The following is an 11,681-nucleotide window of genomic DNA, read 5'->3' on the forward strand; positions in this document are numbered from 1 at the left end:
GTTCTAAGTAACCCCTTCGCGCCCCGCTTTTTCCGCTTCCCGCCCGAAAGGCCCCGATGGAAGATCATACTCAGGCATTCCTGCTGAACGACGGCTTCCTGCTGCTCGGAACGGCGCTTGCCTTCGTCCTGCTGTTCCGCCGCCTCGGCCTTGGCGCCACCCTGGGCTACCTGCTCGCGGGGGCCATTCTCGGGCCCTATGCCTTCGGCCTCGTCGGCGATGCCGAGAACAAGCTGGGGATCGCGGAACTGGGGATCACGCTGCTGCTGTTCATCGTCGGCCTCGAACTGGCGCCGCGGCGGCTGTGGCGGATGCGCAGCGAGATCTTCGGGCTCGGCTTCCTGCAAGTGACCCTGTGCGGCCTCGCGGTTTCGGCGGTGATCTTCTATTCGACCGGGTTCAGCGTCGCCGCATCGCTGGCGCTGGGCCTGCCGCTCGGCCTGTCCTCGACGGCGCAGGTCCTGCCGATGCTCCAGAGCGCCGGACGCCTCAACACCCCGTTCGGCGAGCGTTCCTTCGCGGTCCTGCTGTTCCAGGACCTCTCGATCATCCCGCTCATCACCATCATCGCGGCGATGAACCGCAACCCGCACCTGCCGGAAGGCCCTCCGGGCTGGATCCTGGTGCTGGAGACGCTGGCCGCCATCGCCGGGCTCATCCTGGCCGGGCGCTTCGTGATCCGGCCGCTGTTCCGCCTGATCGGCAACCTGGGCGAGCGCGAGATGTTCGTCTTCGCCGCGCTGTTCACGGTAATCGCCTCGGCCGCGCTGATGCAGTCGCTCGGCCTGTCGACCGCGCTGGGGGCCTTCATCGCCGGGGTCATGCTGGCCGATACCCCCTATCGCCACGAACTGGAAGCGGACGTGGAGCCGTTCCGCTCGATCCTGCTCGGCCTCTTCTTCATGTCGGTGGGCATGATGCTGGACCTTTCGGCCATTGCCGAGCGGCCGATGTTCGTCGCCGCCATGGCGGTGGCGCTGATCGCGGTGAAGGCATCGGTGATCTTCGGCCTCGGCCTGCTGTTCAGGATGAACTGGCGCAGCGCGCTGGCGCTTGGCCTGCTGCTGAGCCAGGGCGGCGAATTCGGCTTCGTGCTCTTCGCCCAGGCCCAGAACGCCTGGCTGATCGAGCCGCAGGCGGCCAGCCTGTTCAGCGCCATCGTCACCCTGTCCATGATCACCACCCCGTTCCTGATGATGGCCACCGCGCGCATCCGCGAAATGCCCGTCAGCAAGGAAACCCGCGAAGGCCCGCGCAAGGACGGTGCCAGCGCGCTGGTCGTCGGCTACGGCCGCTTCGGCCAGACCGTGGCGCAAGTGATGATCGCCGCCGATATCCAGGTGACGCTGATCGACACCGATATCGAGATGATCGACGTGGCCAGCGGCTTCGGCGCGAAAGTCTGGTTCGGCGACGGCACCCGTATCGACCTGCTGCGGCAGGCAGGCGCGGGCCATGCGCAGATGATCGTGTTCTGCATCGACGGCGACCAGCTTTCGGAAAGCTTCCTCCTCAACGTCCACGAGGCTTTCCCGGATGCCCGCATCGTCGCCCGCGTCTACGACCGCCGCGCGATGATCCGCCTGAAGGACGCACCCGTCACCTTCATGGTCCGCGAAGTGATGGAATCGGCCGTGGTCATGGGCCGCGAGGCGCTGGAAGTGCTCGGCCTGTCCCTCGAACAGATCGACATTGCCGAGAATACCTATCGCTCCAGCGACAAGGAGCGCCTGTCGATCCAGTACGAGACCGGCGATCTGCGCGCCGCCCGTGACCGCATCCTCACCCAGGACCTGCGCGACGCTCACTGAAGGCGATCGGCCACCGGCGGCGGTCAGGGCACCGCATAGCCTTCGAAGCGCTTGATCCGCCGCAGCGAGAAGCTGGTCCGCATCGAGGAAACCCCCGGCAGCCGCGCCAGGCAGTCCCGGTGGATGCGGTCGTAATGATCGAGGTCGGCGGCGGCGACGCGCAACTGGTAATCCGCCGCGCCTGACATGAGGTGGCATTCGAGGATATCCTCGAAATCCCCCACCGCGCGTTCGAAGCGCTCCATCGCTTCGCGGGTCTGGCTGGTCAGCGTGATCTCGACGAAGACCTCCACGGCAAGCCCGAGCCGCCTGGCATCCACCCTTGCGGCATATCCCAGGATCAGACCCTGCTCCTCCAGCGCGCGGATACGGCGATGGCAGGCAGACGGCGAGAGATTCACCAGCGCGGCCAGTTCGGCGATCGAGCGCGAGGAGTCTGCCTGCAACGCACCAAGAAGTGCGCGGTCCGCCCGGTCCATGGAAAATTCTCTTGTCGTTTGTTTCAAGAGTGGGAAATATTCCTGTTCTTCTTTCTGACAAGCCCCAATTCGGTGAAACATTGCAGGGTGCCGGGTGTATCTCACGGGCAGGAGAGAATTTTGCCGGAGTGGAAAACATGCGTGTCGGTACCGTCAGGGAAATCAAGAACCACGAATACCGCGTCGGCCTGACGCCGGAGAGCGCCTGCGAACTCGTGGCGCACGGGCACGAAGTCTGGGTGGAAAGCGGCGCGGGTCTCGGCATCGGCGCCAGCGACGCCGATTATACCCGTCAGGGCGCGAAGATCGTGGCATCGGCGAGCGAGGTCTTCGAAGGCTGCGAAATGGTCGTGAAGGTCAAGGAACCGCAAGCGGGCGAACGCGCCATGCTGCGCGAGGGCCAGATCCTCTACACCTACCTCCACCTCGCGCCCGATCCCGAGCAGACCGCCGATCTCGTGAAGTCCGGCGTCACCGCGATCGCTTACGAGACCGTGACCGGCCCCGGCGGCCAGCTTCCGCTGCTCAAGCCGATGAGCCAGGTCGCGGGGCGCATGTCGATCCAGGCCGGCGCCACCGCGCTGGAAAAGGCCCATGGCGGACGCGGCGTGCTGCTGGGCGGCGTTCCCGGCGTGATGCCGGGCAAGGTGGCGGTGATCGGCGGCGGCGTGGTCGGCTTCAATGCCGCGCAGATGGCGGTGGGCCTCGGCGCCGACGTGACCATCCTCGACCGCAGCCCCGACGTGCTCGAACGGCTCGGCATCCACTTCGAGGCGCGCGCCAAGACCCGCTTCTCCAGCACCGCCAACCTTGCCGAGAGCGTGGCCGAGGCCGATCTCGTGATCGGCGCCGTGCTGATCCCCGGCGCCGCCGCGCCCAAGCTGGTAACGCGCGAGATGCTGGGCACCATGAAGGCCGGCGCGGTACTGGTGGATGTCGCCATCGACCAGGGCGGCTGCTTCGAGACGAGCCATGCCACCACCCATGCCGATCCGACTTTCGTGGTGGACGGGGTCGTCCACTATTGCGTCGCCAACATGCCCGGCGCGGTGGCCCGCACCAGCACTTATGCGCTCAACAACGTCACCCTGCCCCATGCGCTGGCGATCGCCAACCTGGGCTGGAAGGCGGCGCTCAAGGCGGACCCCCACCTTGCGAACGGGCTGAACGTCCACGCCGGGAAAGTGACCTTCGAGGCTGTTGCGACTGAGCTGGGCTACGATTACACGCCGGTCGGCGACGTGCTGGGCTGAGTTTGCGCGAAGGACATCGTCACCCTGAATTCGCTTCAGGGTGACGATAGGGATGGTTATCCGGCCCCGTCCCAGAACGGCGCGGCCACTTCCGGCGGCACCCGCATCAGGCGCTGCGAGGCGATCTCGATCATGGCCCAGGTCGTCTTCGCGGAAACGAGCACCCTGCCCGCCGCATTGCGGAAATCCACCCGGCGCACGAACCGCGCGCCGGTCGGGCCTTCGGGGATGAAGGTTTCCCCGGTCACGCTCTCGCCCTCGCGGATATTGCCGCGATAGTCGATCTCGTGCCGGGTCACGACCCAGGCGTATCTCGCCTGATGATCGGGCATGGCCACCGCTTCCCAGTGCGCCGTGGCCATGGCCTCCATCCACCGCACCCAGACCGCATTGTTGACGTGGCCCATGACGTCGATGTCATGGGCCTGCGCCGTGAAGGTCAGGGTGAAGGGCGGCTTCACTCGGTAACGCCGAGCTGCCAGAGGATGAAGGCGAACTCCTCCGCCGTTTCCTTCAGGCTCTCGAACCGGCCGGACTTGCCGCCGTGGCCCGCGCCCATGTTGGTCTTGAGGATCAGCTCGTTATCGTCGGTCTTCAGTTCGCGCAGCTTCGCCACCCACTTGGCGGGTTCCCAGTACGTCACGCGCGGGTCGTTGAGGCCGGCCGTCACCATGAGCGGCGGATAGGCCTGGGCCTTGACCTGATCGTAGGGCGAGTAGCTGCGGATCAGCTCGAAGGCGGCCTTGTCCTCGATGGGATTGCCCCATTCCGGCCATTCGCCCGGCGTCAGCGGCAGGGTATCGTCGAGCATGGTGCTGAGCACGTCCACGAAGGGCACATGCGCCACCACCGCGCCGAACAGTTCAGGATCGGAGTTGACCACCGCGCCCATCAGCTCGCCGCCCGCCGATCCGCCCGAGATCGAGATCCTGCCCGCCTCGGTGAAGCCGCGCGCGATCAGGCCCCTGGCCACATCCACGAAGTCGTTGAAGGTATTGTTCCGCTTCTCCAGCTTGCCCGCCTTGTACCAGGCGCGGCCCAGATCGTCGCCGCCGCGGATATGGGCGATGGCATAAGCGAAGCCGCGATCGACCAGGCTGAGCCGCGTGGTCGAGAAGCCGGGATCGATCGAGATGCCATAGGCGCCGTAGCCGTAGAGGTGCAGCGGCCCCGCGCCCGTCCTGTCGCGGCGGTAGACGATCGAGACCGGGATCGGCGTGCCGTCCCGCGCCGCGATTTCCAGCCGTTCCGTCGCATAGAGCGAGGCATCGTAGCCCGAGGGGATTTCCTGGACCTTGAGCACTTCCATCGTGCGCGCCGCCACGTCGTAATCGATGACCGACGAAGGGCTGACCATCGATTCGTAGGTCAGGCGCAGCACGTCCATGTGCCATTCGGGATTGTTCGAAAGGCCTGCCGAATAGCTGGCTTCCGGGAAGGTGATCGGCTCCACGCGGGCGGGATCGTCGTAGTAGCGGACCTCGATCTGGTCGAGCCCGGCGCCGTGGCCCACCAGCTTGCGGCCTTCGGTCACGTAGAAGTCGCGGAACAGGTCGGCGCCGGTGAGGTAGAACGCGTCGGTACCCTCGATCAGCGTGGTCCATTCGCCGGGATTCTCCAGCGGCGCGGTGGCGAAGCGGAAGTTCTCGTGGGTGTCGTTGGTGTGGATGTAGAGCACGCCGTCGCGCTCATCGACATCGTATTCCACGCCCTTCTGGCGCGGCTTCACCAGAATCTGCTCGCCCAGCGGATCGCTGGCGAGGACCATGCGGCATTCGCTGGTCTCATGGTCGCTGGTGCCGATCAGCAGCCACTTCTCGTTCGACGAGAGCGACGACCCGACGCGGAAGCCCTCGTCGTTCTCGTGATAGAGTTCGACGTCGTTTTCCAGCGGCTGGCCCAGCCAGTGCAGGCGGGCATTGTCGGTGCGCCACTGCTCGTTGGCGAGCGAATAGACCAGGCCCTTGTCGCCCGCGACCCAGACGAGACCGGACAGCGTGCCGGGAATCTCGTCCGCCAGGAGTTCGCCGGTCGCCAGCACCTTGACGTGGACGGTGAAGCGCTCGGAGCCGTTGTCGTCCACCGAATAGGCAAGCAGCTTGCCGTCGTTGCTGGTCGAGATCGCGCCGAGGTTGAAATACTCCTTGCCCTCGGCCAGCGCCACTTCGTCGAGGATCAGTTCGTCGGCGCTGCCGTCATCGGTCGCGCCGACGGGGCGGCGCCACCACTTCTTGTATTCGGCGCCTTCCTCGAATTCGATCCAGTAGAGCCAGTCGCCGTCCTTCTGCGGCACCGACTTGTCGGCTTCCTTGATGCGCGCGCGCATTTCCTTGAACAGCGCGTCGATCTTGCCCTGACGATCCGCCATGCGCGACTCGAACCAGCGGTTTTCCGCTTCGAGGTGCTCCAGAACGGCCTTGTCGGTAACTTCGGGATAACCGGCGTCGCGCAGCCAGGCGTAGTCGTCTTCGACGGCAAGGCCATGGTGAGTGAAGGAATGCGGCTTCTTCGCCGCCTGTGGAGGACCGGAAAGGGTCTGGGTGGAATCTGCCATGACCTCCATCTATGATCGCACCATGACCCCCGCAAGCCGGATACCTTTTCCATGTTGATGAATACCCATGAAGCGCGCCTCGATGCCCTGCGCGGCGAACTGAAATCGCGCGGCCTCGATGGCTTCGTGATTCCGATCTCGGATGAGCACATGAGCGAATATGTCGGCGCCTATGCGCAGCGCCTTGCCTGGCTCACCGGCTTCGGCGGCTCGGCCGGCAGCGCCGTGGTGCTGACCGATCCCGCGCTGTCGCCCGCCGCCGCCATGTTCGTGGACGGTCGCTACACCCTTCAGGTGCGCGATCAGGTGGACGGCCGGTTCTACGCCTATGAAAGCGTGCCGCAGACCAGCCCCGCGCGCTGGCTGGGGCAATATGCCCCCAAGGGCGCCAGGATCGGCTACGACGCCTGGCTGCACGGATCGAAGTGGGTGGAAGCGGCGCAGGCCGCGCTCGCCGCTGTGGGCGGCACCCTCGTCGCGGTGGACGGCAACCCGATCGACGCGGTGTGGGAAGACCAGCCCGCACCCTCACCTGCCCCCGCGCTCGTCCATGACGATGGGCTCGCCGGCGAATCGAGCAAGGCCAAGCGCGCCGCCGTCTCCGAATGGCTGACCGCGCGAGGCCTCGACGCCACCGTGATCTCGGCGCTGGATTCGATTGCCTGGCTGCTCAACCTGCGCGGCACCGACGTGGAGCGGACCCCGGTGGCGCTGTCCTACGTCGTCGCCCATGCCGACGGCACCGCCGATCTCTACATCGCCGACGAGAAGGTGACGCCGCAGCTTCGCCAGCACCTTGGCAATGCCGTGCGCATCCAGCCGCGCGGCGCTTTCGTTTCCGGCCTCGGCACCCTGGCCGGCAAGCGTGTCGCGGTCGATCCCGACAATGCCGTGGCCGCCGTGTTCGAGACCCTGCGCGCCGCGGGCGCCACGATCGTCGAGGAACGCGATCCCACGATCCTGCCCAAGGCCGTGAAGAACCCGGTCGAACGGCAGGGCCACCGGCAGGCGCAGGCGATCGACGGCGTGGCCGTCACCCGCTTCCTGCACTGGCTGTCGGTCGAAGGCCCCAGGGGCGAAGTGACCGAGATGAGCGCGTCCGACCGCCTCCACGCCTTCCGCCGCGAATGCGGCGACTTGCGCGATCTCTCGTTCGACACGATTTCGGGCGCGGGCCCGAACGCGGCCAGCCCGCACTACCGCGTCTCCGAGGAATCGAGCCTGACCCTGCTTCCCGAAAGCGTCTATCTCGTCGATTCAGGCGGACAGTACCCTTACGGCACCACCGACATCACCCGCACCGTATGGATCGGCACCGGCGAACCCCTCGCCGAAGTGAAGGACCGCTTCACCCGCGTGCTCAAGGGCACCATCGCCATCGACCGCGCCGTGTTCCCCAAGGGCACCAACGGCGGCCAGCTCGATGCGCTTGCCCGCCAGTTCCTGTGGCAGGTCGGTCTCGACTACGCCCACGGCACCGGCCACGGCGTGGGCAGCTTCCTTTCCGTCCATGAAGGCCCGCAGCGCATCGGCAAGCCGGCCGGCGGACAGGCCGGCACGTCGCAGGAACTGCTCGCGGGAATGATCCTCAGCGACGAGCCGGGCTACTACAAGGCGGGCGAGTACGGCATCCGCATCGAGAACCTGATCCTCGTCGAACCGCGCCGGTTCGCCGGTTCGGACGGCGAATACTTCGGCTTCGAAACGCTGACGCTGGTGCCGATCGACCGCCGCATGGTGGACACCTCCCTGCTCTCGGCGGACGAGACGGCCTGGTGGAACGCCTATCACGCCAGGGTGCTCGACGTGATCGGCCCGCAGCTTGACGGCGAAGTGAAGGTCTGGCTCGAAGAGCAGTGCCTGCCGCTCTGATATCGCCGCATCGATACGGAGCCGTTGCGGTGCGGCTGCTTCCGATATTGTGAGCCTTGCGGCTCAGGCGTAGCATCCTCCCGGCAACAGGATTGCCGGGAGGATCTGCCCATGACGGAACCCGTACACGATCTCAGGACCCATCCGGTCCACCTCGGCCTCGGCGCGGCAGCCCGTGCCCAGCCCGCCTTCACCGGCATGGAATGGTACGCCGCCTATTCCGAACGCACCGCGCCGGACGGTGCCGAGGGCCGGCTCGTCTCGATGTACGATTTCGCCGAAAGCTGGGACAGCTGGGAAATGCACCCGGCGGGCGACGAACTCGTGGTCTGCCTCGCCGGCGCCATGACCCTGCATCAGGAACTGGCGGACGGCAGCGCCCGCAGCGTGACCATCGGCCCCGGCGAATATGCGATAAACCCGCCCGGCGCCTGGCACACCGCCGATGTCGACGGACCGGCCACCGCCCTGTTCATTACCGCCGGTGCAGGAACGCAGCATCGCCCGCGATGAGTTTGCCGGAAGGCTTGCCTCGCGCTGAATGGAGTGCCAAGCCTGTGACAATTGGCGACAATAAACCCGCAAGACGGCACAACTGCGCGACAAGCGGCGATTAGACCGGGCATCAGAAAGCCGCGGGGCGTTCCTTCCCCCTCCCTTCCCCGCCCCACGGCTTTCGCCAGTTTTTCGAGAAAGAGAGCCATGAGCATGAATCGCTTCCGCACGATCACCATCGGCATCTCCGCCGCAGCCCTGGCGATTGGCGGAATGGCCGGCGCCCAGAATGCGACGACCAGGCCGGCGGCCCCTTCGGCGACATCGCCGGCAGCCCCCGAGCGTGACCGTATCGAAACCCGCGCCGAGGCACAGGCCCGCGCGGAGGCGATGTTCGCCCGGCTCGACGTGAACAAGGACGGCAAGCTCGACCGCGCCGACCGCGAGGCCCGCCGCCAGCAGAGGCGCGAGGGCATGTTCGACCGGCTCGACACCAACCGGGACGGCTCGATCTCCAAAGCCGAGTTCATGGCCGATCGCGGCCCGGACGGCGATCGCGGTCCCCGCCCCGGCGGCGATCGCCCCGATGGCGCAGGGCCGGGCGACATGCCCCCGCCGCCTCCCGGTGGCCCCGACATGAATGGCCCCGACATGAATGGCCCCGGCAAGGATGGCCGCCCCGAACGCCATGGCCGCCACGGCGGTCCGCGCGGCGGGATGAAGGGGCCGATGATGGGCCTGGGCAAGGCCGATGCCGATGGCGACCGCGCCGTCACCCGCGCCGAATTCGTCACCGCCGCGCTCCAGCGCTTCGATGCGGTGGACACCGACAAGGACGGCAAGATCACCCCCGAGGAACGCCGCGCCGCGCGTGACAGGATGCGCAGCGAGTGGCAGGCCCGCAAGAACGACCGCCGGGACGCACGCGGCGCGCCTGACGCTCCGCCGCCGCCCGCGAAGAAGTAAATCGAAGCCCGCCCGAGCGACCGGCCGGAAAAGGAATGGAATGAACGACATCTCGCCCGCCCGCGTCCTGCTGGTCGACGACGAAGCTGCACTCCGCGAGCCCCTGGCCGACTATCTGTCGCGCCAGGGGTTTGCCGTCACGCCGGCCACCAGCGCCGCCGAAGCCCGGAGCAAGCTGCAGGGCGAGAAGCCCGACCTCGTCCTGCTCGATATCATGATGCCCGGCGAGGACGGCCTCTCGCTGTGCCGCCACCTCGTGGAAGCGCAGGACATTCCGGTGATCTTCCTCACCGCCCGCGGCGAGGCGACCGACCGGATCGTTGGCCTTGAGATCGGCGCGGACGACTATGTGGTGAAACCGTTCGAACCGCGCGAGCTGGTGGCCCGCATCCGCTCGGTGCTGCGCCGCGCCGCCCGCGTACCCGCGCAGGCACCGGAGAACGAGGCCTTCGCCTTCGAGGGCTGGCTGCTGGACCCGCTCAAGCGCCGCCTGTCCGATGCCGAGGGCGCGACCGTGCCGATCTCCTCGGTCGAGTTCCGCCTGCTCATGGCCTTCCTCGAACACCCCCGCCAGGTGCTGAACCGCGACCGCCTGCTGGACATGGTGCAGGGCCGCGAGGCGCACCTGTTCGACCGCGCGGTGGATAACCAGGTCAGCCGCCTGCGCCGCAAGATCGAAGTCGATTCGCGCAATCCGCAACTGATCCAGACGGTCTGGGGCGGCGGCTACATGCTCGCTACCGACGTGCAGCGCGTACCGCTCGAAGCGGACTGATCGGATCGCCCCCATGTCGAGCCTGAAGATGCCTCGTCCCCACAGCCTGATGGGCCAGATGCTGCTTGCCATCGCGGTCGCGCTGATGCTCGTGCAGGGCCTCGGCGCGTTCTTCGTCTACCGCGCCCAGCGCGAAGGGTACGAGGCGAGCATGCTCAACGCCTCCGCCTTCAGGCTGGTCATGGAAACGCGCGGCCCCCGTGCGCTATCGCGCCGCCATGACGGCGGCCCGCGCGTGCAACTTTCCGGCCCGCCGCCCAAGGGCTACCACCTCGAATACAGCACGCGCTCGCCCGTCGCCCCCGGCGAGACCCGCGACGAGGAGGCCGAGGCCGGCATAGCCCGCATCCTTGCCGACCAGGAATTCCCGATCCGCGAGATCGTCGTCGTCCACCGCGATGTCGGGCGTGACCGCGTGGCCCGCCGGAACGCGCTGGAACGCGCGGCGGGCTACGGCCTCTCGCGCGAGGAAACGCAGGGCCTGATGCGCGCCAACCTGCTGGTGGTGGGCGTGCGCACCGATGACAGCGGCAACTGGATCATCTCCCGCGTGCGCGCGCCGCGGGCCGAGAACGTGCTGATCACGCCGATCCTGATCCAGACGATCATCATCTACGTGGTCATCATGGGCGCCGTGGCGCTGATCCTGCGCCGCATCACCCGCCCGCTGGCCGCCCTTACCCGCCGCCTCGAACGCTTCGCCGCCACGCAGGACGTCGACGGCCAGCTTGCCCCTTCCGGCCCTGAGGACATGCAGCGCCTGATCGTGGCGCACAACGCCATGGAATCGCGCATCGCCGCCCTGCTGGACGAGAAGAACGTCATGCTCGGCGCCATCGGCCACGATCTCAAGACCCCGCTCGCCGCGCTGCGCGTACGCATCGAATCCGTCACCGACGATGTGGAACGCGGCCGCATGGCCACCACCATCGAGGACATCGTCCATACCCTGGACGATATCCTGTCCCTCGCCCGCGTCGGCCGCCCGAGCGACCCGCTGGAACGCACCGAACTTTCGGCGCTGATGTTCTCGGTGATCGAGGAATACGAGGACATGGGCGAGCCGGTGGACGTGGGCGATACCGAACGCGTCGCGCTCGAACTGCGCCCGACCTGGATCCGGCGCGCCCTGCGCAACCTGATCGGCAATGCCCTGCGCTACGGCGAGCGCGCACGCGTCTCGCTCTCGCGCGAGGACGGGCGCGATGGAACGACGCGGGCGGTGATCCTCATCGAGGACGATGGGCCGGGCATACCCGACGATTCCATCGACGCGATGATGAACCCCTTCACCCGCGGCGACCCTTCGCGCAACAGCGCCACCGGCGGCGCCGGCCTCGGCCTTGCCCTCGCCCGCGCGATCGCGGACCAGCACGGCGGCGCGCTCAAGCTGTCGAACCGGGTCTCGGCAAACGGCACGATCGAGGGGCTGACAGCGCGGCTGGAACTCCCGGTCGGTTAGGAGAAGCCCCTGCC

10 protein-coding genes are annotated in these 11,681 nt (G+C 67.3%); 7 read left to right on the top strand and 3 right to left on the bottom strand.

Annotated elements, in window-relative coordinates; all coding sequences use genetic code 11:
- Positions 1–56: 56 nt before the first annotated feature.
- Positions 57–1,811, top strand: coding sequence for a cation:proton antiporter domain-containing protein (locus ACLIMP_RS02035; protein WP_054442224.1), 1,755 nt, complete (start codon positions 57–59; stop codon positions 1,809–1,811).
- 23 nt (positions 1,812–1,834) lie between these two features.
- Here the strand turns inward: ACLIMP_RS02035 and ACLIMP_RS02040 are convergent, their stop codons facing one another.
- Complete coding sequence (locus ACLIMP_RS02040; RefSeq protein WP_054442223.1) at positions 1,835–2,290, bottom strand: Lrp/AsnC family transcriptional regulator; 456 nt, start codon at positions 2,288–2,290, stop codon at positions 1,835–1,837.
- A 137-nt stretch (positions 2,291–2,427) separates the two neighbouring features.
- On the opposite strand from ACLIMP_RS02040, the gene ald reads away from it, so the two are divergent.
- Positions 2,428–3,543, top strand: coding sequence for an alanine dehydrogenase (gene ald, locus ACLIMP_RS02045; RefSeq protein ID WP_054442291.1), 1,116 nt, complete (start codon positions 2,428–2,430; stop codon positions 3,541–3,543).
- A 56-nt stretch (positions 3,544–3,599) separates the two neighbouring features.
- Here the strand turns inward: ald and ACLIMP_RS02050 are convergent, their stop codons facing one another.
- Together ACLIMP_RS02050 and ACLIMP_RS02055 are read right to left on the bottom strand one after the other, a co-directional pair.
- Positions 3,600–4,004: an acyl-CoA thioesterase gene (locus ACLIMP_RS02050; RefSeq protein ID WP_185998440.1), complete on the bottom strand. Its 405-nt coding sequence runs from the start codon at positions 4,002–4,004 to the stop codon at positions 3,600–3,602.
- The gene (locus ACLIMP_RS02055; protein WP_324697212.1) at positions 4,001–6,106 is read right to left on the bottom strand and encodes a S9 family peptidase; all 2,106 of its coding nucleotides are present in this window, start codon (positions 6,104–6,106) and stop codon (positions 4,001–4,003) included. Before ACLIMP_RS02055 ends, ACLIMP_RS02050 begins: the two co-directional genes overlap by 4 nt.
- 42 nt (positions 6,107–6,148) lie before the next feature.
- On the opposite strand from ACLIMP_RS02055, the gene ACLIMP_RS02060 reads away from it, so the two are divergent.
- From ACLIMP_RS02060 to ACLIMP_RS02080, 5 genes are all read left to right on the top strand, one after another.
- Positions 6,149–7,969 (top strand): aminopeptidase P family protein, encoded by a 1,821-nt coding sequence (locus tag ACLIMP_RS02060; protein WP_443478020.1) that lies wholly within the window; start codon positions 6,149–6,151, stop codon positions 7,967–7,969.
- 111 nt (positions 7,970–8,080) lie between these two features.
- Positions 8,081–8,482 (top strand): cupin domain-containing protein, encoded by a 402-nt coding sequence (locus ACLIMP_RS02065; RefSeq protein ID WP_324697216.1) that lies wholly within the window; start codon positions 8,081–8,083, stop codon positions 8,480–8,482.
- Between the two features lie 189 nt (positions 8,483–8,671).
- Positions 8,672–9,430 carry an EF-hand domain-containing protein gene (locus ACLIMP_RS02070; protein ID WP_324697219.1) on the top strand — a complete coding sequence of 253 codons (759 nt, stop codon included), beginning with the start codon at positions 8,672–8,674 and terminating at the stop codon, positions 9,428–9,430.
- Positions 9,431–9,470: 40 nt separating this feature from the next.
- Positions 9,471–10,205, top strand: coding sequence for a response regulator (locus ACLIMP_RS02075; RefSeq protein ID WP_324697221.1), 735 nt, complete (start codon positions 9,471–9,473; stop codon positions 10,203–10,205).
- A gap of 28 nt (positions 10,206–10,233) precedes the next feature.
- Positions 10,234–11,667 (top strand): ATP-binding protein, encoded by a 1,434-nt coding sequence (locus ACLIMP_RS02080; RefSeq protein WP_324697223.1) that lies wholly within the window; start codon positions 10,234–10,236, stop codon positions 11,665–11,667.
- The last annotated feature ends 14 nt before the right edge of the window (positions 11,668–11,681 follow it).

The sequence above is a fragment of the Novosphingobium aeonii genome (genome assembly GCF_052279045.1).
Classification (GTDB): domain Bacteria; phylum Pseudomonadota; class Alphaproteobacteria; order Sphingomonadales; family Sphingomonadaceae; genus Novosphingobium.

Bases quoted from the DNA above. Each gene is read 5' to 3' on its own strand.
- ACLIMP_RS02035 (WP_054442224.1), top strand. From the start codon at position 57: ATGGAAGATCATACTCAGGCATTCCTGCTGAACGACGGCTTCCTGCTG.
- ACLIMP_RS02040 (WP_054442223.1), bottom strand. From the start codon at position 2,290: ATGGACCGGGCGGACCGCGCACTTCTTGGTGCGTTGCAGGCAGACTCC.
- ald (WP_054442291.1), top strand. From the start codon at position 2,428: ATGCGTGTCGGTACCGTCAGGGAAATCAAGAACCACGAATACCGCGTC.
- ACLIMP_RS02055 (WP_324697212.1), bottom strand. From the start codon at position 6,106: ATGGAGGTCATGGCAGATTCCACCCAGACCCTTTCCGGTCCTCCACAG.
- ACLIMP_RS02060 (WP_443478020.1), top strand. From the start codon at position 6,149: ATGTTGATGAATACCCATGAAGCGCGCCTCGATGCCCTGCGCGGCGAA.
- ACLIMP_RS02065 (WP_324697216.1), top strand. From the start codon at position 8,081: ATGACGGAACCCGTACACGATCTCAGGACCCATCCGGTCCACCTCGGC.
- ACLIMP_RS02070 (WP_324697219.1), top strand. From the start codon at position 8,672: ATGAGCATGAATCGCTTCCGCACGATCACCATCGGCATCTCCGCCGCA.
- ACLIMP_RS02075 (WP_324697221.1), top strand. From the start codon at position 9,471: ATGAACGACATCTCGCCCGCCCGCGTCCTGCTGGTCGACGACGAAGCT.
- ACLIMP_RS02080 (WP_324697223.1), top strand. From the start codon at position 10,234: ATGCCTCGTCCCCACAGCCTGATGGGCCAGATGCTGCTTGCCATCGCG.